This is a genomic window from Acidaminococcus intestini DSM 21505 (assembly GCF_000425045.1).
Taxonomy (GTDB): Bacteria; Bacillota; Negativicutes; order Acidaminococcales; family Acidaminococcaceae; genus Acidaminococcus; species Acidaminococcus intestini.
Map to the genome: position 1 here is coordinate 22,460 of NZ_AULA01000010.1, position 25,896 is coordinate 48,355.

The following is a 25,896-nucleotide window of genomic DNA, read 5'->3' on the forward strand; positions in this document are numbered from 1 at the left end:
CCGTCTCTATCAGTTTTTTACTATTTCATCCGTTTCGTCCTGGCTCGTGTATCCGTTGACCTTGCTGATTTCCTGGGAAATATCACTGATTTCGCCAGCCAGGAACAGCTTTTTTACAAGGTCATTAGGAGAGGCCGCTCCGAATTTCTTCATCAATCCCTTGTCTTTCATCGACGGGTCCTTGATGCCTTCGACGCAGGTCCGAACAGACAGGGCATAGGTGTCGATGCTCTTCAGGCCGCCTTTTTTGTCCAGGTTTACAGCACTTTCCTGGATCTCGGAGTACAGTTCCGGGTCGATTGGTTGCAGTTCCAATTCAAAAGGAGCCCCCAGGGCTGCAGAGAGCCTGGGGATTTCCATCTTTTTAGTCGCCTTTTCTTCAATTTTCTTTGGGTCTGCATTAAGCAGCAGTGCGAGTACGCTCATGCTTTTTCTCCTTATTCTTCGTCAATCAGGTCAAGCAGGTCGAAATCCTCGAAAGTGAAGTTCTGATCTTCCTCGCCTACCTTGCCCAATTCCCAGTTGATCAGGTCGACGGCATCAAACATCACGCCGTACAGGGCAATCCGTTCAGCGCCCAGGGCATTGGGGTCGTCCAGCTTGCTGATCAGCGTGAATTTTACTTGCTTCCCTTCCTTGATTGCCGGGGCCAGCTTTTTAATCAGGTAGGAGCTGACTTTGTGCAGCTTGATGCTGCCTTTGGCTTCGTAGCCAGTGGTCTTGTATCCGTCAACCAGGTGACGGCTGCGCTTGATGGCCGTCTTCTGGGCGGTCAGGGTAGCTTTACAAGACATGACTTCGGCGATTTCATCGCCATCCAGCCAGAGCTGCCCATAGGAGCCATAAACGACTCGCTGAGTATCAACCTCGTGCATCTATATCCCTCCTTACTGAATCACGTTAGCTACTTCGATGTGTTCGATGGCATCCAGCATGGAGATAGTGGATTTAATGAACACATTTTCACCAATGTTTGCCTTCTTGATGGCCAGATCGGTCATGCTTTCCAGTTCGTCACGGGTGTATTTCCCTTTGGCTTCCAACCAGTTCTTCGTGGCTTCAATGTCGATTTCCGCCAGGTTCTGGCCGACTTCCAGGAGTCCTTCTTTTTCCAGCTCGTGGAAATAACCGTTGATGGCGGTCACCAGCAGGCACCGGTTGTCATAACTATTGGCGTATTTTCCGATGTAGCTGTCGTGCCCGGTCTGCTTGATGTCGTCGTGGATCATATCCATCAGATCAACCAGCTTGATTTTCTGGTAGCTGTTCAGCTTGCCCTGGACGGTACTCACGTAGGAGTTGACGCCCTTGCAGATCTTAATCTTTTCCCCGTCATTAAAGAAGAACAGTTCTCCATTGCCCACCTTTTCATCCCGTTCATCGCTGGTGTAGCTGTCGCAGGCGATCAGCTCAGGAGCCGGGGCATACGTGCAGGAGATGGTCATCGGAGTACCGCAAATGATGCCCGCTACTCTGGAACAGTACTGGGCAGCGGTATAGGTCTTGCTCTTCGTCTGAAGGCTAGTATTGGTGAAGTTCACCACGCCTTCGAAGTCGGCTGCTTCATTGGGCAGGACGGCCTTCACGGCCTTGTCCTTAACGGTGCGCATGGATTTAATCCAGGATGCCACGGTTTCAGCATTTTCAGCGGAAATTCCAGGAATTACCAGCCAATCAAAACGGACATTTTCCAGGGTTTTCAGAATGTCGGTGTAGGTGGTGTCTTTGACGGTATAAACAAGAATCTTTCTGGGGCTGGTCTGGTAACCTTTGAGAGCCAGCTGGATCTGTTCTACGTTGTCGGCAGACAGCCCGGATTCCGGGATATCGTCAACAGAGTAGATGGTCAGCGGCTCCAGCGGTTGGGTTTCGGTCAGAATCATGGCCAGGATGCCACGCTGACTGCGCTGGATGGCCGTGATGCCCCGTTCTTTAAACGTCACGATGACGCTAGGTGCTTTTTGAGCCATTTTCTCACTCCTTTAAAAGTTCAATATCTTGTTCGATATTCCCAATGGTCGGGGGATCTTCTTCTTTGCCATCGATGACGTCGTAGAAGGAAAAACTGAGAGTCGCAGAGAGAATATCTGCGTCTTTCCCGTTCGTTTCCGTCGAAATGCCGTCGAAGTTGAAAACCCTGTCGCCAACCTGGAGACCGAATGTGAAGAGTTCCCGGAGCCGCTTCCGCACCTTGTACAGCTCGATAGCAGAGTTCCGGTTCTTTTGGGTAAAGTAATCAATGTGTAGAGTGCAGGACCTTTTCAAGCTCCTGCTGTACACCATTTGAGGGCTGTCAAGCTCGAAAAAACGAAGGAAGAAGCACGGCAGCCGGAAGGACCTCTGGACATCGTCCAGGTTCACGTCCACGTCCGGCCACGCCGCCTTCAGCTGAGCTCTGACGGCCTTCAGGATATCTGTGTCGTCAATCATGATCAATCTTCCTTTGAATTTCTTCCATAAACCTCTCCATCTCTTGTCCGACTTCATCGGATGAATTGAATTCGTCGCATGCCTTTTCAAAAAAGTGCCTTCCCTGGACGAAACCGATGGTTCTTCCCTTCCGGGTGACCAGCTTGTGTCCCCGTTCCACCAGGTGATAGTGGGGCGCTGTGTTCCGTAGCTGATATTCCAGGCTGTCAATAGTCATGCCCTCGATTTCCGATTTCCAGGACTTGCTGAGCTTTCGCTTGTGATCGGTCCCGGAATCCGGGGTTTTCTCGATGGCTTTCTTTTTTAGCACGTCACCGGTCTTTTTGAGGTGCTTTTCAACCTCTTTCGGGTAATGCTGAGCGGCTTCCAGGATGTCGGTGTTTAGTTCTTCTATGCCCTTGATCGTAAAATCAGCCATGGTCAGGGCTCCCATCCGTCCTGGACAGATTCCGGAGGATCCCCACGAAGCCGTTCCACGCACATCAGCTCCAGGGATTCATGCTGCATGTCCGGGTCAGAAATATAGGTAACCAGGTAGTGATGATCTTTGTATCCCACCCAGCATCCGTCCGTGATGCCCTTGCGATAGCGGATCACAATCTTGACGGTGGCGTCGTTCCGGTCGGTCCCATCCTCCTTGTACTGAATGCCCCGAGTAGGAGCGATCCAGGCAGAAACGTTGGAGTACAGCACTCTATCCGTCTGAAGGTCCAGGTCGGTCCCTGCTGTTACCATGGGCCGATAGATGGTCACCTTTCGGTTCAGTAGCCCAGGATTGCAGATCATTCCGTCCTCACCGCCTTTTCGGGGTATGCATCAGACATTTCAATCAGGTGCAGCATACTCGTGATGCTGTGGTTGTATTCCTGGACGTTGGATTTGGACACCAGCGTCCGGTCGGAATACCAGTGCGACACCAGAAGCTTTGCACAGGTCAGCATTAGAGGGGCGTCTGTGCTTTCCGTCCATTCCTTCCCTGTACTGTTCACGATGTATTCTTTCGCAGAGCTCATCAGGGATTGGATGAGAGAGTCATCGTCCGTCAGATCAGAGTCGACATGGAGATAGTTTTTGAAATCTTTGAGTTCCATTCTCTTCCCTCCTCAAAAGAGGCGGGAGAGGGTTAGGCCCCCGCCTTGTTGATCAGCACCAGGCCGTTAGCGTCAACAACTTTGCCGTCATACAGGCCAATGCTCTGATAAATGCGGTTTCTGGTGGCGTTGTCGACGTAGGACACAAGGTCCATGGCATAAGCTACATTCAGGATGTATTTGCTCATATCAAAGGCAAAGGCAACAGTGTTCCCGGCTTCGGCGGTATCCAGGGACGGCAGGAAGTCGGTGAAGACAACCGGTTTTCCTAGGATCCGTGCAGCAGGAGCTCCGTCAATGCCATAGTTCACATGGGCGATGGGCTGGCCAGCAGTATCAGTAATCCCAGTAAAGTCAAGGAAAGTGGACTCGTTCATTACCAGGACGGAACCGCTCTTGTATGCGGAAGGAATAGCCTTCAGAATGCTGATCAGGAATTTGTAATCCGGAGCTTTGGTGGTCAATTTCGCAGCAGGAGTAGCTTTGATGATGCCAGTAGGCTTGCCAGTGCCGTCGCCGGAAATGATGGCTTCTTCCAGAGCCAGAGTCATCGCTTTAGATACATCCTGGACCAGGGCCTGTTCGAAAATGGCCATGCTCTTGATTTGAGCCTGGAAGGTCAGGCCGACAGCTGCAGCCAGCTGATAGCCAGCAAATGCAATGGACTGGGTCTTCTTTCCATCCGGAGCGATGGAACCGCCTTCGGTCATCCATTTAGCAGTAGCTTCCAGGGTGGAGGTGGGAACGGTCATGCCAGCAGGATAGTTCAGGTGGCGAACCAGAGGCAGGATGTTCCCGTATTTCATCATCTTTTCCACGATTTCGTTCAGCACGGGAACGGGGATCACAGCGCCGTTATTTGCGGTAGTCGCAACAGCCCGGAACATGGGATCCATCTTTCCTTCCAGTACATAGTCCATAAAGGCCTGACGATATTCAGGCGTGCTGGCGAAGGTTTTCGCATTCACAACAGGTGCCTTTTTCGGAGCGCCAACATCAGCCAGGATGTTCCCAGCATAAGCACCGTTGTCCATCTGACTTGCGATGCTGTTTCTCAGCAGTTCTGCCTGCTGATCTTCCTGGGCCTTCTTCAGCTCAACATTCAGGCCTTCCATTTCCTTCTGGATGTTCTTCAGCTGTTCCACAGTGGCCGTCTTGGAGCGTTCCAGCAGTTCAGTTTTCTTCTGGATGATTTCAGTGATAGTCATTAAGCATTCCCTCTTTCTTTTTTCAGGCATTAAAAAAGCGCTGCAATCTGGATCCGCAGTCGCTCTTTAATCAGGTTTTCTTCTTTTTCTCTAGCTAGTTGGAAGCTTCGCTGGACGGCCGCTAGGGAGGTCGCCTCATAGGCAGGAAAGTCAACGGCAGAGACGTCAAAAAGGTTCCGCATGGTCTTGATGTGCCGCATGTGGTTGTCCAGATCATAGTCCACATCCTGGGAATATCCCCCGAAGCTCATTTTGTTGACGTCGCCTCTTTTGATCAGGGCATACAGGTCCTTCCCGGCAGTTGTAGGTGCCAGTTTTGCCCGGATTTTCAAGCCGTTCTGGTCCGGAGTCACCTGCAGCGTGCCGTTTGTGGTCCTTGCCAGGACCATGCCTTCCGGGCTGTGGTTGTACCTCAGCACAACATTGGACAGGTCTGCTGCGGCAAAAGCTCCTCTTTCAATGACTTCTTTGTACTCTGTCCCGTCATCATCGGTCCATAGAACTGTAGGAGAGTCGTAGACGGCAGCATAGCCTTCGATGACCATGTCTTCGTCAGACGGCTTGACGTCAATCTGCCTGATCATCAGTTGGTCCTTGTTCATCCTTCTCACCTCCCTTCTGGGAATCTGCCTGGCTCATCTGATATTGGCTCACGATGTCCGTGTTCGCCACGTTCAGTGTCTGGACACGGTCGTCTCCGTCAGCGATGGGCGGCAGATTCATGATTTCCAGGCTCTGGTTGGTGGTCAGGATGCCAAGTGGCCTGAGTTGTCTGATCAGCTCGACTTTCGTTGCGGTATCCGCATAAGTGAGCCGATTGGCGTCGAACACGATTTCATTCCCAGCGGCAATTTCATCCGGAGTGAAGAGCTTCCGTGTGAACTCCTGGCTCATCTGGATGGAAAACGGTTCGATGACGGATTCGAAGAATGCGCTCCAGGACGTTTCATCATAGACTCCTTCTGCGATTGGTTTAGACACGCCAAAATAGCGATAGATGTTGTCCCGAACGAATTCAAGCTGGGCCGTATCGGCCGCCTTCGGTTCACTGTCCACCGGTGTGAATTCCATGGTCCCGTCAGTGACCACCATGCCGCCCTGGGCAGGGTCCTTCAGATTCTCGTTGAGCATCTTTGCCTTGCTTTTCCAGGCTTCCGTCCCTGCCTGACCGGCGATTTTAGCAATGCCACGGATTCTCCCAGAATTTTCCACAACGTTGTCGAAGCTCTGTTCCAGCTTTGTCAGCATGGCCATGTGGGTGGCCAGGTTATCGTCTGTATCGGCAAAAATTTCGCCCTGCTGAAACATATTCCGAAGATGGATCAGGTCCGTGTACGGGATGGTCCGTGTGGAATGAGTCCCGCCATAGCGGAACATGATGTAGAGGTTCCCATGGTCGTCTTCCCGGGCTTCGCAGCTCTGATATTCCATGGGCCACAGGCTGATAACATTCCGCTGCCGGTCTCTCTTGATGTAGGCAAAGGCGTTTTTGTTGGCGATTGCCTTCGTCGCCAGGTTGTAGAGGAAGCTGTAGGCGTTCATGTACGGGTTCGGGGAAAGGGCCAGCAGAGTTTGAAACTGGCTGTTTTTCGCCGGTTGCTTCTTTCCCTTTTTCATCACTACATGGTTCGGATGCAGCTTTGCCACATGAGTGGCCACACGGTCGATGCAGGTCTTGATCAGGATATCTTTGGAGTAGTCTTCCATGGGCACGAAGACGTTGCTCCAGCCGTTGATCATCTGGAACTGCGTGGTGGTCTTTGGCTCTTTGGTGCCTCCGAATACAGTGTCGAAAGCGCTTCTCAGGATTCCTTTCATAGTCTCACCTCCTTCCTAGATTTCGTCCTTGTGGTCAAGATAAACACAAAACGCATCCAGAAAGCTGCTGTAGCCGTCGATGCGTTTCCTCAAGTTTCTGTTTTTATAAGGTTTTACGTTGCCCTGGGTGTCCGTAACCGCTTCTGTATTGAGCAAGCACCACAGGAGCACCGGGTTGTAGTTGTACACGATTTTCCGCTTTTTGAACCAGGCTTTGGAAAGGTACATCTGGGACGAAAGGCCCTTGAAGTTCTGCTGGACTTTTTCTGTTAGATCCTTCCCGAAGTTTTCTTCCAGGTCTTTGGTCAAGTACTGGGCGTTGTAGGCATCGTAGCCTATTTTATAGGCGTATACATTGTGCTCTGCCTGAAGTTCCTGGAACCAGTTGACGACTTCTTTTTGGTCAATAACATTCCCTGGGCAGGTTCTCACCCATCCGTTGCGGATCCAAACGTCGTAGGGCACTTTATCCTTTTCGATATGCTCCTGAAGGGTATCTTCGGGGATCCAATACATCTGATGAACCATCAGCTTGGGTTCATCCGTCTCCGGATCATTCACAGGGAAGGCAGCGGTCGCACATGTGAGGTCAGTGGTCTCGGACAAGTCGACGCCGCCAAAGAAATACATCCCTGAGAGATCGTCCAGGTTGAATGTCTCTTTGTTTTCCACATCTTCCAGGTTGAAGAATGTATCCCGGGCGTTCTCCCTGAAGTTGAACTGCTTCACCAGCAGGTCACGCATGGTTTTTTCATCCAGGGTTGCACGGTTAAATTCCCGTTCCAGCTGCTCTGGATTCTTGCTGACGCCCAGGTTCGGGTTGGCCTTTATCCAGTTGGACGGATCCACGACTTCTTCTTTGGAATCCAGCTCGTAGATGATCGGAAGGGTTGACTCGTCGACATATCTGCCGGTGCTGTAGCCGTCGATGATACTCATGTATTCGCTGTACTTTGTGTCGAAAAGGCTGTCCCTTTCGTAATAGCCGCCTGTTGACATGATTACAGTCAAGGGCTGGCTCCGTGCGTAGGTGCCGCCTTTCAGGACATCGTACATGTTCCGGTCCTTGATGGCATGAAGTTCATCCAGGAACATTCCGGAGACGTTCAACCCATCTAGGGAGCCGGAGTTCTTTGACAGCGGGACGAATTTCCCGCCGTTTTCCTTGCATTCGATCAGGTTGACCTTTGGCCGGAGGTATTTTTTTAAGCTGGCGTCATGATTGATCATTGAAATGGCGTATTCCCAGACAACCTTTGCCTGAGACCTGTCAGTTGCTGCCGTATAGATTTCCGGTCCATCTTCGCCGTCAGCCAGTAAAAGATAAAGGGCCATAGCTGCACCCAGAATGGATTTTGCGTTCTTTCGACCGATAAAAAGAAAAACCTCTCTGTACTGCCGGATGTTCTGATCATTGACGAAGCCGAAAGTGGCTTCCACCAGGGCTTTTTGCCAGAGCTCCAACTTGAATCGAGGGGTTCCCCTCATCTTTGGAATGCAGCAGAAAGTCTCGATGAATGTCACAGCTCTGTCAGCTGCCTTTTTGTCAAAATGGAATTTCCCAGGATGCTGGATGTTCTTTGTCAAATGTTGATAGACTGCTTTTAACTTTTTACAGGATTTGATTTGTCCCGATTGGAGCACATTGTTATATTCTTCGATGGCTGATGTCATTTGTTCAGGAAAGCTTTCAGTTCATCTGCTCCTTCCTGGTTCGGAGCGATATCTTCCAGCTTCTTCAGCGTGGCCAGGAGTCCATCCATGGATAGCTTGTATGCCTTGAGTGATGCCGATGCCATCGTGCCGGATTGATTCCTTCCGTTTTTGTATACGTCAACATACCCTTCTTTCTGGATGATGTGCTCCAATTCATCCAGGGATGCCATGAAGAACGCTGCTCTTTTGATGAGGAGTAGTGCTTCTGCTTGTCTCGGGGAGCCACTGAAAATTTTCTTCAGCTGGTTAATGTACCTGGTTTGGGCTCCTCGCCTTGTTTTTTCGTCCGCCATCCATTTCGCCTCCTTTCACATTGATTACACCCCTTCTGGAAACCGCCTGTATCGCACGCAAGAGTGGGGGGCGGGTCGTTTTGCTCCCGCCGAAAAAGCTACCCCGGGGGGGTGGGTCAGCGCCGCCGCTCCTTTTCCCGAACAGCCACCACATGCCCCTCGCTGTCGTAGCTGTAGCTTCTGCTGCTGGCTCCCTGCTCGAAGCGATGGTGCAGCTTGTTGTGGCAGTCGTTGCAAAGCAGCATCAGGTTCCTCGGGTTGAGGCTGATGCTCGGGTTGTTGATGTTGTCCGGAGTCAGCTCAATGATGTGGTGCACCTGATGTGCTCCAGGTCTTCCGCATTTATCGCAGATAAAATGTTTCTTTTCTCGAATCAGCCTGGCTAAATCCTTCCACGCTTTTGAATCATAAAACCGTTTTGCAAAATCTCTTGCCATTTTCTTTTCCCAAAAAATCCTTTCTAAAAAATCCCTCCACGAAAAAAGCCCTCGCATTTGCGGGGGCCGTTTCCGGTACGTTGCTTAAATCTTTAGAAAGGAGGTGAACATCATGCGAAGCAGGGACGAGGGTCGTTTTGTCTCTCACTTCTTACAGCTTACATGATATCACGAGAGACTCCTACGATTCACTACGCACTTTTTCTCTCTCATCAAAAATCCTATCAAAGACATTGAGTCCTTTTTTGTGGAGCAGATAAGTCTGGCTCTCTTCATAGCCAATTCGCCGCCCTGGATGTTGTCTCCACCGTTGCCAAAGCAGTCATCAAATCTTCCCTATCTTCTTACCTTCAGCTTCAATGATTTCCAGGATGAGAGTTTGCAGTTTCTCGTATTGTTTCCTCAGTTCATCATCAACCAATGGATATCTGGCTATAGCTTCACTCATATCCAGCAGGATGCCAATCCGTTTTCCGGAGCATTTGGCTGTCAGCCATTGCTCTGCTTTCACTTTGTCCATCATGTCCATCTCTCCCGTCAAGGAAATAAAAAAGACGCCCTGACGGACGTCTTCAATAAGCATATGAAGAAGGGGCCCATGCCAGGCCCCTTTCCTCCTAGGTTGTGGATCTCAGGAGGCATTGAGTAGGAAGTGCAGGAGCTCGGCAGATTTCAAGTCTGCTGCCCCCCAAACTTTCACACTACTATTGTACCATGTTAAAAGCGGCATTTCTGTCGATTTCTGTCGAAATGTGTGCCTAGAGAATTTCACCCTGTTCCTCGCTGGTATCCAGCTCCAGTACTCCCTGGATAGGAGAAGCCTCTGCCCCGTAAACAATTCCCGTTAGGATGTCCAGGGCCCTGCTGTACTGTCGCCGACAGTAGCTGGTGTCCTCTTCTCCCAGCCGGTTGGCGATCTGTACCCAGGTCAGCCGGCGGGTCTTGTATCCGCTCTTCCATCGAAGAATCCTGGCATAGTCTCCCGGCATCCGTTGGAGGCCTTTGTCCACCCGTTCCATCAGCAGCTTTTGGTCATAGAACTTTTTCTTTTTGGCTTCCAGCCGGGTTTCCAGTTCTTCCTGGCGCAGGCAGAAGGATTCTTCCGGGCTGGCCTTGGAACCCCCGCCATTTTCGCTGTCAGGGCCATATCTGGTTGTTTTCGGTCCCGGGATAGTATGGAGTGCAGCCGTATCCTGGATGATTTCTTCCTTGAGGATCTCCAGATTGGCTTGCAGTTCATAGCTGCATTCCAGGGCATATTTGATTCTCTTTCGATATTTCTCCTGCACCATCCTGGGGATGCACCTCCTATTTTTTGTCTTCTTTGCCGTACAGATATTCTCGCAGCATCTTGATACACTGGATGGCTTTGTCCAAATCCTGCTTCCCGTTTTTACGGGGATAGCGGTACAGGTATTTGACCGCGCATCCCAGTAGGTAAGCCTCCACACCGGTGGCCGTAGACGTCATGATTTTCACCACTTCGATGGCTTCCACTCCACGAAAGGTATAGTGATCCGGGTGCTTGATCATATCCCCTTCCCGTTTTTTCGGGGGGTCGGTATATTCTTCCCGTAACATTTTAATGCACTCAATCGCCAGGTCCAGGTCATGTGTTCTGTTCCTTCGAGGATAGCGGTAGAGCAATTTTATGATGGCTCTCATCAGATAGCCATCTTTACTTTCGGCTTCCCCGTCCATGATTCGGACAGCCTCGATGGCTTCCCTGCCCCTGAAAGTGTATTGGTCCGGGTGCCGGATTAAATCTCCCATAGGCTTTTTCATCTTGAGATGGTAGGGACATTTGGCCGCAGCCTTCTGGATGGTGTCCCGATAAATCCGACAGCGATAGAGGACGCAGAGCCTCTTGCCGTCCCAGAAGAAATCTTCAAGGTCACAGTAGTCACATTTCACACAGCGTTCCTGTTCAGTGTTCATCGAATATGATTCCTCCTCATAAAATCCCGCATGCACCGGTAGGTGCAGAATCTTTTTACCTGGCGCATGTAGTAAATCCTCCAGGGCCATTTGCCTGTAGTACCTTCGAAGTAGGTCAATTGGCAGTTGGCACACTGGTGGAAAGTACCCACATAGCTCAGCTTGTAAGGGTTTTCACTCATAAGCAGCTCAACTCCCTTGAGATGACATTCTCCTCATTTTTCAACCTTTCCCGCAGCTTGCTGATCCGGTCCAGTGCCTGGATTAGCACGTCATGTTCCTGGCTCCTGGTGGCCGTTGGATTAATTTTCATGGACAGATAGGCAAACTCTGCTTCCGCAGTCCCCAATGCATTGCTAATGTTTTGAAGATTGACTTTGAGTTCCAGAAGGGTATCATTCATTTATTTTCCTCCTTTGCAAATTCAGCCATAACCTTTGCAATATGGTCAGTCACCCTCTTAAGCCGGACGTCCCCGAACCCGAATTCCGCCCTCAGGGCATCCCGGCAATCACTGATGCCCAGGTTATAGATCTGGCTGCTATACTCAAGCAGCCAGAGGCGGAACGCTGGCAGGCTCATAGCCTTGATACGCTTCAGCTCCTGACGGCTCACGCCGGGGATCCTGATTCCCTGTTCCATTATGACAGCGCCTCCTTCATTTTCCGCCAAACAAAAGGAAAAGGACCAGAAAGTCCATAATGATAAACCATAGGACCAGCAGCGCAACGGCTGCTGCAGCTATTATGGGCATCCATTTCCAGCATTGATTCATGGCTTCCTTCCCGCCTCCCATTCACGATAAAGTTTGAACCAGTCTTCGGCATCCATCGTAACCTTCCACCCTGTCTTATTTTTTCGGTGAAATACCGTTGGAATATTTCCCGTGGTCTTTGCTGCATCCCGTCTTGCCTGGTCAAGGGCATCGTCAATGTTGAGGTGCTCCACACGCTTAACCTCGATATGGATACCGGGCATCCCAACCACATCGGCAGTGCCTTCGGGACTATTGCCACAGAACTGCGCGGAGCGATGAGCCTCATAGCCTTCCGCCCTGCAGAGCCTAGCGACTTCCAGCTCTCCCTTTTTGCCCTTTCTATTTCCATTTGTCATTGCTGCACCTTCATTTCCTAGTTTTTAACTTCTGTTTTGACTTTTAAACTTTTAAAATTCAATTCAGAACCACTGTCCATATGTCTGAAGAAGTAGGGAGAGGGGAAATGTGTGTGGGAAACGTAGTCCCACACATTTACCCCCTACTTCCTGACATATGCAGTAATGGAAACACTATATATATAACTGTATTTCCAAATTCTTTAGCACTCTAAATCGCTAATTCTTTCAACGAGCCCATTTTTAACTTTGAACCCACCATTTTGGTTTATATAATTTTTCACGGTTCGTTCAGACTTAGAAAAATACCTTGCCATATCCGACAGTTTCGCTTTCCCCGCCTCGTTCGCATACGCTTCAAAAGCGATTTCCACACTGTCAACATTCTTGGCGGCTTCTTCCTTCTTCGCCTTGTTCGACTGTTCCCTACCCTTGTGATAGACATCAGCCAGGCTGCCCTCTTCCATGGCGTCCTTGAGCATGCCCGCGTCATCAGCCACATGGACGGGATAGCGAAAGAAAACATTGACTGGAGGAAAGGACGGAAACTCTCTTAGCGTCCCTGAGATGCGCCAAGCCGTCGCAATATCGTCCGGGTCCTGGTCCTTCACCTTGAGCTGGATCATGTCCAGCATGGCGTCCGGATCACGGGCGAAAACGCCGGACCCGCTGGCGCGGTCCATGGACTTCTTGAGCCCTTGACCGCCCTTGCTGTGATGGTGGCAGTAAATGACAGCACAGCCGAGTTCCGTGCAAATTTTGTCAAATTGGTTGCAAAAATGGGCCATCTGGTCAGCGCTGTTTTCGTCCCCTGTAATGACTTTATAAATGGGGTCAATGATGATGGCTATGTAATCCGATTCCTGCGCCCTGGCAATGATTTTGGGCGCTAGCTTGTCCATCGGGACACTTTTCCCGCGCAGGTTCCAAATTTCAACGTTATAATCAGCCTCGTGACCAATGCCAAGGGCCTTCCCCACAACGTCAAAGCGGTCAAAGCAGGATGGCTCATCAATCTCAAGGTTGACGTAGAGGACCTTTCCTTTTTCACAAGGAAAATGTCCCAGCCACGTCGTACCCGATGCGATGGCCATGGCTAGCTCGATGAGGGCAAAGCTCTTTCCGGCCTTTGAAGGTCCTGCAATGAGCATCTTGTGTCCCTGCCTCAAAACCCCGTGGATGAGTTCGTCTGCTTTGGGTGGAAGCCCCTTGTCTTTTGCCTCTCCAAGATTCTTGATGAAGGGCATGTCGTCATTGGTATTCTCGATCCATTCCCGCCACTCGTCCCAGGATTCCTTTCCAAGGTTTGTGCCAATAAGGAACTGTTTCTTGCCGCCTCGTTTGACGCCAGGAAGCCGGGAAAGCCTAGATGGATTCTTATTGGCCGTGTCGATGGTAAGGCCGTTCTTTTCGCAGATTTTGTACAGAAAATCAATACGCTGCCGATATTCTTCCGCATTAGCTGCATCGACCTTCACAATGGCATGAATGCTTTTTGCGCCGCTGTAGGTCAGGGTTGCCACCGGCAGCTGCAGTTTTCTGATAGCCTCGTTCTGCTTAGCCAGGGAAAGGTCGTCGCATTCGACCAGGGCGTATTTAAAGGCGGTCACATTTTCGTTTTTGACGCCGTGTCCATCCAGGGCATTGATGCGGATCCACATCCCCGCCTGCGGGTTATAATCTCCAAAGACAGCGCCAATGTCGCCGTTGCACTTTTCAAGCTGCGTGATGAGCGTGCCGCTTGTCCTGCTCGTATAACCACTATTGGCGGGAATGAATTTGTCCGTGTCATCCTTACGCATACTTTCGTTGACGTAGCCGACATGGTCTGAAGCATCGAAGAGTGTACGGAGAAAGGTGATGATTTCCTGTACCGGTTTCCAGTCCCCCTGTGGCTCCCTAAATGCCTCACCTTCAAGGAGTTTCGGATTGATGATGATCCCGCTTGATGGATCTTGACGAATTTCATCATCCCACGAAAGGGCGCGCCCTGCTTCCCGCTCCTTTGGCTTCCATCCTCTCTCCTTTGCCATCATGGTGATGGTGGCTCCCGTTACGGGATTGGGAGAGCCGCGAAAGCCCTCCCATTTCTTGCTGCATTCACCGGAGTGGTAACGGACACTGTCAAGGGCGCTCCAGTTGTCCCACGCACTAAGAGGATAGCCTTCTTTCTGGAGGGCCATCCCTACCTGCAGCCATTCCTGGTAAGAGCAGGAAGTTGGATCAATAAAATTGAGCACGCCTAAAAGGTCAAATTGCTTCATGATTCATTCCTTCTTGAGGATTGTAGGCAGCGGGGATGATGCCAGACGGGATGCGCCAATCATTTTCCGCGATACGGCCAATCATGCTGCTTGCCGCGGAAAAGCTCCAAGTCCCAACATGAGAAAAGCCTTTGCGTTCCAGAAAACGGATCTGCTTTGGCGTTGAAAGGCCATTCTGTTGGCGCATCTTGAGCCGTTCAATAAGCTGCGTTGCAAGGCCTGCATTTTCTACCGTGTCCGGTGCGATTCCGTGGGCTTCAAGGTATTGCAGCTGCTTTTGCGTCGCAGGGCCCTTTTCCCACATGAATGTCGGTTCGTATCCAGCAAGATCCCCTGCTTCGATGGAAAAGAAATATTGAATTGGGTCCACCAGCTTACGTTTGCGTTCACGCATGGCCTTGAGCTCCTTGGCTAGACTAGCTTCCCGCTCAGCTACAGCATCCCTTTCTGCTTCATCTGCAGCTTCTTCAATATCAAGGGCCATCCCAGCGCTGTCTTCAAGGCGCTTTGTCATCTTTTCTGCAACCTTTTCGTCCTTGCAAACGAGAGATGCTGGCCTGCAGAGGTTATGACGCTCAGTAAGCCATAAAAAATCCAAGAGGAGTAAATCCTTTTTCCCTGGCGCAAGTCTGCTCCCCCGCCCCACCATTTGCTGGTAAAGGCTGCGTATCTTTGTTGGACGAAGGACGACAACACAATCCACTGCGGGACAGTCCCATCCTTCCGTGAGGAGCATGGCGTTGCAGAGCACGTTGTATTCCCCGCGTTCATAGGCATCAAGGACTTCGGCACGGTCTGCACTGTTTCCATTGACTTCTGCCGCCTTAAATCCATGGCGGTTCAGGATATCCCGGAAAGCCTTGCTCGTTGCCACAAGCGGCAGGAAAACAACGGTCTTCCGATTCTTGCAATATTGCTCCATTTCGGTGGCAATGGCTTCAAGATATGGTGACAGGGCATCCCCCAAATCACCTGCTGCGTAGTCCCCGTTTGCCATCTTGACGCCCCCAAGATCGATATTGAGTGGCACTGTAAGGGCCTTGATAGGTGACAGATATCCTTCCTTGATGGCTTGCGGGAGGGAATATTCATAAGCGATGTTGTCAAAATACTCGCCCAGGCACGCCACATTTTGCCTCTCAGGCGTTGCCGTGACGCCTAGGACTTCCGCATTAGGGAAGTGATTTAAAACCGTCTGGTAGCCATTCGCAAGGGCGTGGTGGGCTTCGTCTACAATGATGGTCTGGAAGGTATCAGCGGGAAAGCGGTTTAAGCGTTTTTCCCGCTGCATGGTCTGGACGCTGCCGACAGTGATCCGAAAAAAGCTGTCCAGGGAAGTTTCGCTTGCCTTTTCTTTGCTTGTCATAAGGCCCGTTGCTTTTAGGATCTTATCCTGGGCTTGAGTCAATAGCTCATCCCGGTGGGCAAGGATGAGGACCTTTTTGCCACGGGCCACGGCTCTTTTGGCCACGTTTGCAAAAACGATGGTCTTGCCGCATCCCGTAGGAAGAACAAGGAGCGTGCGCCTGTGTCCACGCTCCCAGTCTTGTTCAATGGCCTCAATCGCTTGCTTTTGATACGGCCTGAGTTCCACTTAGAAGGCCCCAGGTGTAAAGCTAGCTCCATTCACAGGCTTTGGAGCAGGCATATGCGGGTCCCTTTTAGGGGCTTTGTCAGGTTCGATGAAGTATGCCACGTTGTTGTAGGTCTTGTCATTAAATTCGCGCGGCGCCATGTGGCACCAGCCTTCAAGGCCTTGGAGGTTCCAGCGCATATGGAGTGGTTCATGCTTCTTTTTAACACCAATGGAAAGGAAGAAGGTAGCAAGCTTCCATTCCTGGCTGCTGTGAAGGAAGAGATTTGTGGTCACTTCCACTGGCTCCGTCGCTGCGGGATCATTGGGGATGACCATCAAATGGATGATGGCCTTTGGGCAGGGCGGGATCTTGCTGTTTGGGTTCTTCGGTTCATACATGGACCGCTCCACTTCTTTGATAACGAAGGGGTAATCCCCTTCTTCAAGGAGGGTGTAACTTTTGTTCCCGCCTTCAGCGGTGATTTCGTCTTCCCAACCAAATACCTTATCTTCAACCACGGTTCCCATATTTTCAAAACTCATTTTCATTTCCTCCTAAATTTTATTAGCAACAATAAACGATTTAAGCTGCGGCCAGGCACCAAGGATGACGCCTTTCAAAAATTCGATGTCATAGTCCATGATACTGGTTTCTTCCGGGTAGTAGCCCCGCGCAGCAACGGCGCGGCGAACATCTGTTTCTGTCATGCCTTCCGTTTTTAAAAGGTCAAATACCTGCTTGATGACAGCTTGCTTTGGATCTGCTGCAGCAACTTGAGCAGCTGTGGTGATAACTTTCGGTTGCGGAACAGGCGATTCTGCTTCAGCAGGATTATCCTGGATATCCCAGAAAGCTTCTTCTTCGGGAGAAGGATCAGGCGGCAGAGGAACACTGCCTTGCGGAGAATCAATAACCACAGGCGGTTCCCCAAGGTCTGGGATATAAGGCGCAATGCTTGCATATTCGAAGGGCACTTCTGGCGGCAGGCACCATCGGTTTTTGGCGTCCCAAGTGCTGGCGTGTTGCGTATACATAACCCGCTTCCCGCCAACGCCTTTCTTTTTATTGGTCGTCTGGTCTGTCATGATGATGGTCTTATAGTTGGCAAAAAGGAGGGCATCTGCCCATTCCTTTACGATGGCTGCCGTCTTGTTCGTTGTCTTGCTGTTGAGCTTCAGTTCCCACCGATCATAGGCTCCCATCTCATCCGGCTGCTCAAACTTTCGGATCTGAGCATGAGCATTAAGGACCACGTTGATGCCTGCTCTCGTCACTTCATTTAAGGCTTCCAGAAAGCGGGCAAAAGCTTCCATAAGCTTTGTATAGCCACTTCCATAAGCAAAGTCCTCGATGGAGCTTTTCTTAGCTTGGGCGCAAACATACTGAATGCAGAGCTTTTCTGCCCAGTCCACCGTATCAATGACCAGAGTCTTGCATGGCTTTTCCTTCGCGATTTCTTCGATAATGCCATGGAGCATGGCCCAGGAATTGATGTCTGGAATGCGCTTGACGTCGAGCTGGCTGGTGCTATCCTCGATGTCAAGGAAAAGAGGGTCCGGGAAATGACTTGCAAATGTCGATTTTCCAATCCCTTCAGGACCATAGACAACGACCTTTTGCGGTCTCAAAACGATTCCTTTGCTGATATTAAGCATGTGAGGTTCCTCCTTTTTTCTGATTCATGTAGGCCCTAAGCTCATCATTTGCACGCTGATAATCTTTTTCTTTGTGAGCAAGGATGCCTTTCATATACTCAACCTCATGCGGACGAAGCAGGGGATCCTTCATTTGATACTGCGTTTCCTGCAGTTCCTCCCACGCCCTTTTTTGTGCAATCATGAGAGATTTTAATTTCAAGTCTCTTTCCATCAGAATGTTCCTGCCTTCCAAGCTGGTTTGACGACAGGCTCTTCGCCTTTGACCATACCATCTTCGATGATGACGCTGCATTCATCGCCAGTAGAAACGCGGGTGGCAATCACCTGTAGACCTTCCCGTTCAAGCCAGGCACCAAAGTCCTGGAGCGTGTCCGTGTCCATCTGTTCGAGTTTGTCCATGAGTACGAAACCGCAGTTTGGATTGAGCTTCCTCACGATAGCCGTGGACACTTTAAGCTGTTCGCTAGCGCTCATACCATCCCAGGGAAGTCCTTTGTATAGGAGCTTGCCATCTTCCACAGAAAGGCCAGGGAGCGGGAGGTCGGCCCCATCAAGTAGGGAACGACGGTCAGCACGGAGCCTTTCCAGTTGCCCCGTGAGTTCTGCATATTCATTTCCATACCGTTTTGCTTCTTCGACGGCCTTCTTGTGTTCCGCATTTTTCCGGATCTGGGCGTTGATCATCTCAACTTGCTGCAGGTTTTTCTCGATCTCTTCCGTGGACTCGTCCTGGAGAGTAGCAACGTCCTTGCCTGCGGTTTCAACATCACGGTCAATGATTTCCTTTTGGCTTCTTGTCTGTTCCAGTTCACTCATAAGAGCGTTGATGCGATTGGCAAGGTCCGTCTGTTTGCGCTGAAGATCAGAGAGATGGAACCGTTTTTTTTGATTCTCCCCATTCCTTGCCAGGATAGCCTGTTGCTGTTGGATGAGTTCCATGGCACTGATAGGCTCTTCTGGGGCTCCTGGGAAGGTCTGCATATCGGCAGCCGCCTTTTCCTTGCGTTCTTTAATGCGTCCAACTTCTGTGCGTTGGTAGTAGATCCTGCGGATATCGTCATCAATGGCCTGGAGCTGGTCCCCTACACCAATGATCTGCAGCAAGGTGTCCGCTTTTTCCTTGTCCGTCGCCTTTAAAAAGCTTGGAAGGTCCAAGGCCAACTGACTAATAAACTCCTTGAGGAGGGACTGACCACTCTTATTGCCATTACTGTCAATGACCTTGAGAGCGCTGTTTTTGCCCTTCCGCTCTACAATAATGCCATTATCCAGCTCAATGTGAATCGCAGGCGGCACCAAGGCCCCTTCCCTTGCAGGGACGGACGGTTTATAGCGGTCGCCGCCAAGCCCCCAAGCGATGGCATCAAGGACGCTAGTCTTACCTTGTCCATTTTTTCCACCAATGATGGTAAGACCATTGGGGCTTGGCTCCAACCTGACAGCCTTGATTCGTTTGACGTTTTCAAGTTCAAGTGTATTGATTTTCATTTTCTTTCCTCCTGTGGTAGAATGGAGGTGAATCCTGTGGAAAGATTCACCTTACTGCCTGTCAGCATTGCCGTGCTGGCGGGCTTTATTTTTGGCCTTTTTCAAGATTCAATTTTCATTCCTCCTCGTCCGCGTACCATTCTTCTGCAGGCACGCCAATCTCACAAATGTCGCCGTTAGAAAAAGGGCAATCTGGGCATCTTGTATTGAGGCAGTAGTTAATCAGGTTTTCAGCCGCTGCCAATGCCTCACTATTCGAGATTTTCATTGAAATCACCTCATTTCTGTGAAATTTTTAGCAAAATTTCTAAAGATATTTCACTAATTTCTTGTCAAAAAGTGCCTATTTTGACAAGTCAACCCTTCTGTAGATTTTCCTCGCTTGGTCAACATCCCATCCTAGCGGGTAATCTTTCAGCACACACTCTGGGCTAAAGCCCGGATATGGGATACCAAAAGGACATTCCGCGCAATTCATATGGAGGCAAAAATCTGCCAATTTATCAGCAATGCTGATTGCCTGTTTTTTATCAATCATCACCGATTCCCCTTTCTGACTCTGACCTTGATTTTCTGTCCTGGCTGCAGTGCCCCTGGATTTTTGATGCCGTTGTCCTCGCGGACCCGCTGGATAATGTCTTGGATGTCCTCGTATCCGCTGTATCGCTCGCACAGACTCCACAAGCTGTCGCCGCTGTAAACGACGTGTTCAAATGTCAGGTAGTCCGTCGGTTCGGGTTTGATTCGTTCTCTCCAAATGGCTCCTGCAGTCAGGATTCCTGCAGTAATAAGTGCCGTGGCGATGATGGCTGCCTTCTTTCTTGTTCTCATTTTTTTACCCTCCCTTTAGTCCATCTAAGATTGTCGAGGCCGCTCCTCGGAGTAGCGCTTCCAGCGCCTTAATCCTGGCGTCCTTACGGTCCAACTCCCTCTGCAGCTCTTTCATGCGCTGCGGCGTGTAAAAGTAAGTATTGACGCCTACAATGTCCATCACATCCTTGGCAGCAAAGCGGACGCCTGGGAGCTTGGTAAGCTGTGGCAGTGTGCCACGGTCCCTAAGGTTGTAGATGGTGGAGAGCGATACATTAAGGACCTCGGCGGCCTCTTGAGCGGTCATGACCTGCGGTGGCAGCTTAGGAGATGGAGGATCCGTGCCGCGGGAAAATTCTGCTTTCATAGGGATTACCTCCTTGTATCGGTCAGGAATTTATTGACAAAATACTGCTGCCCCTTCCCCGTGATTTTCGGCGTCTTGGTGATGATGTTGACGCCTGATCCATTCACATAGGACCCCTCTTTGATCTCAAAGAGTCCAAGTTCCATGGCCCGCTGGGTCGGCATATTGTAATCCGTCCCTTTGCGGCGAATCAGATAGCCGTTCTCCCTTAACCAGTCGAAGAATCTCTTTTGCCCGATTTCAACACCATTGCCACGGAGGATCTTCGCCATCTCGCCTACAAGGATGCTAGTATGACTAGCTGAAACCGCATCGGCGAAAATGGTCTTCGGTCGGTCCATTTCAATTTGCTTTTCTGCAGCAAGTCGCTTTTCTTTCTCTTCCTTCAGCTGAGTTGCAAGCTGAATCAAGAAGTCGGGGCTGGTCAATGCCTTTTCAAGGGTATCCTCGGTCATATAGGCACCGTGTTTCCGGATAGCGGGGATGACTTCGTGGGTGATCCACCGCTTGAACTCTTTGGCTGACGGCAACTTACTGGATAGAACCAGGCTGTAGAGTCCTGATTCATTGATGATGATTGCTTTGCTTTTGTAATTTGAACCACTCCCCTGAATCAGGGTACTGGTTTTGTCTTCTTCATCCACATGGTTTGCAATGGCATTTTCAGGCTTTGCATACCCGAGTATTTTAGCAACGTCCTTGCCAACAAACCAAGGCTCATTGTTGATAGCCAGTGTTCTGATGCGGCCGAAACTTTTATTTTGAAAAATTTCTAGTTTTTTCATTTAAAAATGCTCCTCATTTTGATCACTTTAAGTGAGATTTTGAGTCAAAAAAAAGTCAGACGATATGCCAAAGTGCTTTATCAGCAGTACTTTTATGGCATCTCTGGGCATTCGTTCGCCCTGCTCGTACATGTAAATAGTTGACTCGCTGACTCCTATTTTCTTGCCTAAATCACTCACGGACTCTCCACGCTGTTCCCGTAACTCGCGGAGCTTTTTCCCAATAGTTTTACGGTCAATAGACACCATACTTCTCACCTCCATTCTCACTTTCAGTGTAATTATATCACTTTAAGTGTATATGTCAACACTGTACTGTGAAATCCTCCTTGAATTTATTACACGAAAAGTGTAATATTAAGATGTGGAAACGAAAGGGGATGAAGAAATGCCTGAGTTCAAAGATAGATTAAAGCAAATGAGACAGTCTGCTGGTTTAACACAAAGTGAGTTAGCAGAAAAATTGGGAGTATCTACCAGTACAGTCTCTATGTATGAAGTCGGTAGCAGAAAACCTAGCTTTGAGATTTTAGAGCAGCTTGCAGACTTTTTTAACGTAGATACAGACTATCTAATGGGAAAGGCTTCTCGAAGCGTTTACTACCTGGATCCAGAAACCGCCAAACTAGCACAAGAACTGAAAGATAATCCTGGTCAGCGCACCCTGTTCGATGCCTCGAAAGACCTGTCTCCTGATGACATCAAGGTCGTCATGACCGTCATCAACGGCCTGAAAAAGAAGGAAGGTTCGCCGCAATGATCATCGTCACCTATCAGGATCTGCCACCCAGCGTTCCGGCAGTCGTCCAGCAGAATCCGGACGACTCCTATACAATCATCATCAATGACAATTTATCCGATGAGAAGAAAAGACTGGCCATGAAGCACGAACTCAACCACATCGTAGGGGATGATTTGTTTAAAGAAGAAGATGTGGATTCCATTGAAAATGCCTGTCATGCCAGCTCGAATAACTTCCAGATTTCAGAAGACTTAGAAATCTACATCAAAGATGGGGAATAGGGTGATATTATGGCATTATTAATTGTCATTGTTATTTTCGTTGTTGTCATTTTAAATAAAAAAGCAAAGGACAGGATGATTGCAGAATCTCCCATGAAGCCGAATGAGCTCGACAGATTCCGGCTCCCTGAAACCCGGGGGTTTGCAAGGGTAAGCCTGCCGGTGACAAATGAATACAGGGTCCCGATGGACAGCTTTGTGGCATTCGATGTGGAAACTGCCAATGCGCAGCCATATTCAATCTGTAGTATTTCCGCCGTAAAAGTTGAAAACCGGCAGTTCACTGGTTCTGTCACTTCTTTGATTAAGCCTCCGGAAGCAAAATTCACGAATTCCTATGTCCATGGAATCACCTGGTCAAAAGTTCGGAATTCTCCCACCTTCAAAGAATTCTATGAATCCACCTTCCGCGATTTCATCAAAGGGTTCCCCCTGGTAGCACACAACGCCAACTTTGATATGGGCTGTCTGATCTATACCGCTAAGACGGAAGGAATCACCCTGGATAAACCGCTTCTCTTTGCCGACTCTCTGCAGAGTGCCAGATACACCTACAGGAATCTGGAAAACTACAAGCTGGACACCATCTGTAAATATCTCAATCTCGACTTGAATCACCATGAATCCCTGTCTGATGCCAAGGCATGTGCCCAAATCATGCAGGATACCATGGATAAAGGGACAGTGCCCATCATCAAATCTCTGTACCGGTTTTCTGAGGAACTTTTTGTCAAGGCTGTCTTGTATGAGGCAAAGACTTACGCTGGTGGGATTTCCTACGAATCCTTATACAAGGAAAAGCCAAAAAATTACTCAAAAGAAGATTTCATTAGGGACTTTGTGAATCCGGGAACATATGCCCGCCTTGTAGATGTTTCCAATGAGATTGAATTGAGTAAGCTGCATAAGGCAGACCTTCAAAAGATTCTGGCAGACGCCGGGCTTCCCACGAAGGGTCTGAAAAAAGATCTTATTGCCACCATCATAGAAAAGAAGCTTGCACCACCGCTTCCTGCTGATTATGTGCATCAGTACAAAATCAGAGAAGATAAATAAAAAATCCCTGCTGGTATTTGCGGTACCAGCAGGGAAAAGCGTAACCCACCTACCAAAGGGGCTTACTGTATTATTTTACCACAGCCAGCCCCTTTCAAGCCAGCAAAGGAGCTGATTTTTATGGAATATACCTTTTCATATCGTGAGAAAAACGGCAGCGTCTGCTTAATTCTCTCCTACAAAGTCGGCACCAAATGGCGCCAAAAGACGAAGCAAGGATTTAAGAATCAAAGAGAGGCACGACGCTATCAAGACGAATTGCTGGCGCAGGTCAAAGAGCAAACAGGTTTAACGGACGACGTAAGTCTTAAGGATATTTCCTTGCGCGTTTTTTATCGGATTTTCTACAGAGACAAAAAGGAGCTGCTTTCGGCCAATACTTTAAGAAATTACTCGGACGGAATCAACAGCCTTGGAGACGTGGCGGATTTGCCAATAAAAGAACTGACCATTGCAAATATCACCAACGCTTTAATGCAGACGCCTGGAAAACTGTCCTCCAAGAAAAGTCGATTGCGATTTATTACGCCAGTTCTAGAGCATGCCAGGGCGACGTATAAAATCATCAAAGTCAATCCTGCTAAAGGAATCAAAATCCCAAGGGATAGAGAGCCTCCAGTACTTAGGGCCTTTTCAAAAGAGGAGCTAGTTAAGCTAATCCATATGTTGGATGACAAGCCGCTGTTTAAACTTATCGTGATCATTGGCGCAAACACGGGGATGAGGTTTGGAGAAATCGCGGGGCTTCCTTGGGATGCCGTTGACTGGTTTAGTCAGACTATCACCATAAAACAACAATACAATCTCGTGAGTGATAAGACCTATGGAATCACGACGTGCAAGACGCGCAAAAGTAACCGCACGATTCCAGCTTCTCCCTCCCTTCTAAAGGAGCTCAAAGAGTGGCAAAATAAAATGCCAATGACAATCACCGGCACTATTTTTAACCTGGACAACATGCCCTCAGTCCATTCCAGGCTTAACGAGATCATACGAAAAAACTTCCCTGGAAGATCCCTCCATGCATTGCGTCACACCTTTGCAACCTTGCTACTCTCCAAGACTGGCGATATAAATCTTGTTGCCCATATCTTGGGGGATTCGGTCGAAACCGTATCGAGAGTATATGTAAATTACACTGAGGATATTAATCGGATTGCGACCAAAGCAATGGCCAATCTTTTCTAAAAAAATATTTTTGCCGTATTTCTGCCGTCAAGCAAAAGAGCCCGCATCCACAAAGGATGTAGGCTCCTTTTTGCATCATTTGGCGTAATCGACGGCCCGGGTCTCGCGAACGATGACCACTTTGATCTGGCCAGGGTATTCCATATCCTCTTCGATACGTTTTGCCACATCGTGAGCGAGGATAACGGATGCATCATCATCAACCTTGTCCGGTTTGACCATGATACGGATTTCACGTCCGGCTTGGACAGCATAGCATTTTTCTACGCCATCGAAGGATTCTGCGATTTCTTCAAGCCGCGTCAAACGCTTGAGGTAAGTTTCCAGCGTTTCCCGACGGGCACCTGGACGGGCAGCGGAAATCGCATCCGCAGCCGAGACAAGGACGGCTTGGACAGAACTCGGTTCCACGTCTCCATGATGGCTCATGATGGTATTGATGACAATATCCGATTCATGGTAACGTTTGGCCACTTCTGCACCAAGATCGACATGAGAGCCTTCCACTTCGTGGTCAACAGCCTTGCCAATGTCATGGAGCAAACCAGCCCGTTTGGCTGAATTGACGTCAACGCCTAATTCAGCAGCCATGAGGCCAGCCAAATGCGCTACTTCCGTTGAATGTTTGAGGGCATTTTGACCGTAGCTCGTACGATACTTCATGCGTCCCAAGAGCTTGATCAGTTCAGGATGAAGGCCATGGACACCGGTCTCAAAGGTAGCCTGTTCGCCTGCTTCCTTGATTTTCTGATCCAGCTCCTTCTGAGCTTTTTCTACCATTTCCTCAATGCGGGCCGGATGGATACGACCATCATTGATGAGTTTTTCGAGGGCCACACGGGCCACTTCCCGACGAACAGGATCGAATCCGGAAATGATGACCGCTTCCGGCGTATCGTCGATGATGAGATCAATCCCAGTGAGGGTTTCCAACGTACGGATATTGCGGCCTTCGCGGCCAATGATCCGGCCTTTCATCTCATCGTTGGGGAGAGGAACAACAGTGACCGTCGTTTCAGCAACCTGATCGGCAGCACAGCGCTGGATAGCAAGGGAAATAATTTCCCGTGCCTTGGTCTCAGCTGTATCGCGGGCTTCTTGTTCCATGTCCTTGATGAGTTTGGCCTTATCGTGCTTGACTTCTTCTTGGACACTGTCAAGCAGTTCCTTTTTGGCTTCGTCACTGGTCAGTCCCGAAATTCGTTCGAGTTCCCCTACCTGTTTGGTATAAAGGGCATCGACACGTTCTTGGGATTCGCGCAGACGGTTGCTTTGTTCCAAAAGTTTTTCTTCCTTTTTCTCATAGGCATCCATCTTGCGGTCGACATTTTCTTCCTTTTGGACGAGGCGGCGTTCGCTCTTGGCCAGTTCTGCCCGGCGCTCCTTGTTTTCCCGTTCCATATCAGAACGCATACGATGGATTTCTTCCTTGGCTTCAACAAGAAGTTCCTTCTTTTTGGCATCACCGGCTTTTTCTGCTTCTGCAACGATTTGGCGTGCCTGTTCTTCTGCTTTGCCGATTTTGGTTTCCGCAATGTTCTTACGTCCAAAATAACCGGCACCAGCACCGAGGACACAGGCAGCAATTACAATAAATACAGTAATGGGATCTATGATAGTACACCTCCTTTTTAGA

General features: G+C 49.5%; 36 protein-coding genes. 4 read left to right on the forward strand and 32 right to left on the reverse strand.

Annotated features, from left to right (window positions below; all coding sequences use genetic code 11):
- Positions 1 to 9: 9 nt before the first annotated feature.
- The 31 genes from H503_RS0104510 to H503_RS11820 form a co-directional block, all read right to left on the reverse strand.
- Entirely contained in the window at positions 10 to 426 is a 417-nt protein-coding gene (locus tag H503_RS0104510) for a phage tail assembly chaperone (protein ID WP_026385470.1), read from the reverse strand.
- A gap of 11 nt (positions 427 to 437) precedes the next feature.
- Positions 438 to 875: a phage tail tube protein gene (locus H503_RS0104515; RefSeq protein WP_026385471.1), complete on the reverse strand. Its 438-nt coding sequence runs from the start codon at positions 873 to 875 to the stop codon at positions 438 to 440.
- A 12-nt stretch (positions 876 to 887) separates the two neighbouring features.
- Positions 888 to 1,970: a phage tail sheath subtilisin-like domain-containing protein gene (locus H503_RS0104520; RefSeq protein WP_026385472.1), complete on the reverse strand. Its 1,083-nt coding sequence runs from the start codon at positions 1,968 to 1,970 to the stop codon at positions 888 to 890.
- A 4-nt stretch (positions 1,971 to 1,974) separates the two neighbouring features.
- Positions 1,975 to 2,430: a phage tail terminator family protein gene (locus H503_RS0104525; protein WP_026385473.1), complete on the reverse strand. Its 456-nt coding sequence runs from the start codon at positions 2,428 to 2,430 to the stop codon at positions 1,975 to 1,977.
- Positions 2,423 to 2,848, reverse strand: a complete 426-nt coding sequence (locus H503_RS0104530; protein WP_035195961.1) for an HK97 gp10 family phage protein — start codon at positions 2,846 to 2,848, stop codon at positions 2,423 to 2,425. Before H503_RS0104530 ends, H503_RS0104525 begins: the two co-directional genes overlap by 8 nt.
- Before the next feature lie 2 nt (positions 2,849 to 2,850).
- Complete coding sequence (locus tag H503_RS11790; protein ID WP_051201279.1) at positions 2,851 to 3,216, reverse strand: phage head closure protein; 366 nt, start codon at positions 3,214 to 3,216, stop codon at positions 2,851 to 2,853.
- Entirely contained in the window at positions 3,213 to 3,521 is a 309-nt protein-coding gene (locus tag H503_RS0104540; RefSeq protein ID WP_026385475.1) for a head-tail connector protein, read from the reverse strand. Before H503_RS0104540 ends, H503_RS11790 begins: the two co-directional genes overlap by 4 nt.
- Positions 3,522 to 3,553: 32 nt before the next feature.
- The gene (locus tag H503_RS11795) at positions 3,554 to 4,729 is read right to left on the reverse strand and encodes a phage major capsid protein (RefSeq protein WP_051201280.1); all 1,176 of its coding nucleotides are present in this window, start codon (positions 4,727 to 4,729) and stop codon (positions 3,554 to 3,556) included.
- Positions 4,730 to 4,758: 29 nt separating this feature from the next.
- Positions 4,759 to 5,331: an HK97 family phage prohead protease gene (locus H503_RS0104550; RefSeq protein WP_035195963.1), complete on the reverse strand. Its 573-nt coding sequence runs from the start codon at positions 5,329 to 5,331 to the stop codon at positions 4,759 to 4,761.
- On the reverse strand, positions 5,297 to 6,547 hold the full coding sequence (locus H503_RS0104555; RefSeq protein WP_026385477.1) for a phage portal protein: 1,251 nt from the start codon (positions 6,545 to 6,547) through the stop codon (positions 5,297 to 5,299). The genes H503_RS0104550 and H503_RS0104555 overlap by 35 nt, the downstream gene beginning before the upstream one ends.
- Before the next feature lie 15 nt (positions 6,548 to 6,562).
- Positions 6,563 to 8,134, reverse strand: a complete 1,572-nt coding sequence (locus H503_RS0104560; protein WP_211219242.1) for a terminase large subunit — start codon at positions 8,132 to 8,134, stop codon at positions 6,563 to 6,565.
- Between the two features lie 83 nt (positions 8,135 to 8,217).
- On the reverse strand, positions 8,218 to 8,556 hold the full coding sequence (locus H503_RS11800) for a hypothetical protein (RefSeq protein WP_035195966.1): 339 nt from the start codon (positions 8,554 to 8,556) through the stop codon (positions 8,218 to 8,220).
- 116 nt (positions 8,557 to 8,672) lie between these two features.
- A complete protein-coding gene (locus H503_RS0104570; protein ID WP_026385479.1) occupies positions 8,673 to 8,993 on the reverse strand; it encodes an HNH endonuclease in 321 nt (106 codons plus the stop codon).
- 325 nt (positions 8,994 to 9,318) lie between these two features.
- Complete coding sequence (locus H503_RS0104575) at positions 9,319 to 9,516, reverse strand: hypothetical protein (protein ID WP_155877835.1); 198 nt, start codon at positions 9,514 to 9,516, stop codon at positions 9,319 to 9,321.
- 235 nt (positions 9,517 to 9,751) lie between these two features.
- Positions 9,752 to 10,285: a hypothetical protein gene (locus tag H503_RS11805; RefSeq protein WP_248604836.1), complete on the reverse strand. Its 534-nt coding sequence runs from the start codon at positions 10,283 to 10,285 to the stop codon at positions 9,752 to 9,754.
- A 16-nt stretch (positions 10,286 to 10,301) separates the two neighbouring features.
- Positions 10,302 to 10,931, reverse strand: a complete 630-nt coding sequence (locus tag H503_RS12545; RefSeq protein ID WP_211219243.1) for a DUF3310 domain-containing protein — start codon at positions 10,929 to 10,931, stop codon at positions 10,302 to 10,304.
- 178 nt (positions 10,932 to 11,109) lie between these two features.
- Positions 11,110 to 11,334: a hypothetical protein gene (locus H503_RS0104590; protein ID WP_026385481.1), complete on the reverse strand. Its 225-nt coding sequence runs from the start codon at positions 11,332 to 11,334 to the stop codon at positions 11,110 to 11,112.
- Positions 11,331 to 11,573: a hypothetical protein gene (locus tag H503_RS11815; protein ID WP_051201282.1), complete on the reverse strand. Its 243-nt coding sequence runs from the start codon at positions 11,571 to 11,573 to the stop codon at positions 11,331 to 11,333. The genes H503_RS0104590 and H503_RS11815 overlap by 4 nt, the downstream gene beginning before the upstream one ends.
- A 129-nt stretch (positions 11,574 to 11,702) precedes the next feature.
- Positions 11,703 to 12,044 (reverse strand): hypothetical protein, encoded by a 342-nt coding sequence (locus H503_RS0104605; protein WP_026385482.1) that lies wholly within the window; start codon positions 12,042 to 12,044, stop codon positions 11,703 to 11,705.
- 203 nt (positions 12,045 to 12,247) lie between these two features.
- Positions 12,248 to 14,308 carry an AAA family ATPase gene (locus H503_RS0104610; protein ID WP_026385483.1) on the reverse strand — a complete coding sequence of 687 codons (2,061 nt, stop codon included), beginning with the start codon at positions 14,306 to 14,308 and terminating at the stop codon, positions 12,248 to 12,250.
- Entirely contained in the window at positions 14,295 to 15,902 is a 1,608-nt protein-coding gene (locus H503_RS0104615) for a DEAD/DEAH box helicase (RefSeq protein ID WP_026385484.1), read from the reverse strand. Before H503_RS0104615 ends, H503_RS0104610 begins: the two co-directional genes overlap by 14 nt.
- Positions 15,903 to 16,427, reverse strand: coding sequence for a hypothetical protein (locus tag H503_RS0104620; protein ID WP_026385485.1), 525 nt, complete (start codon positions 16,425 to 16,427; stop codon positions 15,903 to 15,905).
- Between the two features lie 12 nt (positions 16,428 to 16,439).
- The gene (locus tag H503_RS0104625) at positions 16,440 to 17,540 is read right to left on the reverse strand and encodes an ATP-binding protein (RefSeq protein WP_026385486.1); all 1,101 of its coding nucleotides are present in this window, start codon (positions 17,538 to 17,540) and stop codon (positions 16,440 to 16,442) included.
- Positions 17,533 to 17,754 (reverse strand): hypothetical protein, encoded by a 222-nt coding sequence (locus H503_RS0104630; RefSeq protein ID WP_035195969.1) that lies wholly within the window; start codon positions 17,752 to 17,754, stop codon positions 17,533 to 17,535. The genes H503_RS0104625 and H503_RS0104630 overlap by 8 nt, the downstream gene beginning before the upstream one ends.
- Positions 17,754 to 19,031, reverse strand: a complete 1,278-nt coding sequence (locus H503_RS0104635; protein ID WP_026385488.1) for an AAA family ATPase — start codon at positions 19,029 to 19,031, stop codon at positions 17,754 to 17,756. Before H503_RS0104635 ends, H503_RS0104630 begins: the two co-directional genes overlap by 1 nt.
- A 115-nt stretch (positions 19,032 to 19,146) precedes the next feature.
- The gene (locus H503_RS12435) at positions 19,147 to 19,299 is read right to left on the reverse strand and encodes a hypothetical protein (RefSeq protein WP_016459819.1); all 153 of its coding nucleotides are present in this window, start codon (positions 19,297 to 19,299) and stop codon (positions 19,147 to 19,149) included.
- A 75-nt stretch (positions 19,300 to 19,374) separates the two neighbouring features.
- The gene (locus H503_RS0104645; protein ID WP_026385489.1) at positions 19,375 to 19,569 is read right to left on the reverse strand and encodes a hypothetical protein; all 195 of its coding nucleotides are present in this window, start codon (positions 19,567 to 19,569) and stop codon (positions 19,375 to 19,377) included.
- Positions 19,569 to 19,862 (reverse strand): LysM peptidoglycan-binding domain-containing protein, encoded by a 294-nt coding sequence (locus H503_RS0104650; protein ID WP_026385490.1) that lies wholly within the window; start codon positions 19,860 to 19,862, stop codon positions 19,569 to 19,571. The genes H503_RS0104645 and H503_RS0104650 overlap by 1 nt, the downstream gene beginning before the upstream one ends.
- A 4-nt stretch (positions 19,863 to 19,866) precedes the next feature.
- Entirely contained in the window at positions 19,867 to 20,208 is a 342-nt protein-coding gene (locus H503_RS0104655; protein WP_026385491.1) for a helix-turn-helix domain-containing protein, read from the reverse strand.
- Positions 20,209 to 20,213: 5 nt separating this feature from the next.
- Positions 20,214 to 20,993 (reverse strand): phage antirepressor, encoded by a 780-nt coding sequence (locus H503_RS0104660; RefSeq protein ID WP_026385492.1) that lies wholly within the window; start codon positions 20,991 to 20,993, stop codon positions 20,214 to 20,216.
- A 27-nt stretch (positions 20,994 to 21,020) separates the two neighbouring features.
- Positions 21,021 to 21,242: a helix-turn-helix domain-containing protein gene (locus H503_RS11820; protein WP_035195971.1), complete on the reverse strand. Its 222-nt coding sequence runs from the start codon at positions 21,240 to 21,242 to the stop codon at positions 21,021 to 21,023.
- A gap of 139 nt (positions 21,243 to 21,381) precedes the next feature.
- Between H503_RS11820 and H503_RS0104670 the strand changes: the two genes are divergently transcribed.
- From H503_RS0104670 to H503_RS0104685, 4 genes are all read left to right on the forward strand, one after another.
- A complete protein-coding gene (locus H503_RS0104670) occupies positions 21,382 to 21,753 on the forward strand; it encodes a helix-turn-helix domain-containing protein (protein ID WP_026385493.1) in 372 nt (123 codons plus the stop codon).
- Positions 21,750 to 22,016 (forward strand): M78 family metallopeptidase domain-containing protein, encoded by a 267-nt coding sequence (locus H503_RS11825; RefSeq protein ID WP_035195973.1) that lies wholly within the window; start codon positions 21,750 to 21,752, stop codon positions 22,014 to 22,016. The genes H503_RS0104670 and H503_RS11825 overlap by 4 nt, the downstream gene beginning before the upstream one ends.
- A gap of 9 nt (positions 22,017 to 22,025) precedes the next feature.
- Complete coding sequence (locus tag H503_RS12115) at positions 22,026 to 23,072, forward strand: exonuclease domain-containing protein (RefSeq protein WP_051201283.1); 1,047 nt, start codon at positions 22,026 to 22,028, stop codon at positions 23,070 to 23,072.
- A gap of 120 nt (positions 23,073 to 23,192) precedes the next feature.
- Positions 23,193 to 24,260, forward strand: a complete 1,068-nt coding sequence (locus H503_RS0104685; protein WP_026385494.1) for a site-specific integrase — start codon at positions 23,193 to 23,195, stop codon at positions 24,258 to 24,260.
- Between the two features lie 75 nt (positions 24,261 to 24,335).
- Here the strand turns inward: H503_RS0104685 and rny are convergent, their stop codons facing one another.
- Positions 24,336 to 25,865, reverse strand: coding sequence for a ribonuclease Y (rny, locus tag H503_RS0104690; RefSeq protein ID WP_071586257.1), 1,530 nt, complete (start codon positions 25,863 to 25,865; stop codon positions 24,336 to 24,338).
- Positions 25,866 to 25,896 lie beyond the last annotated feature (31 nt).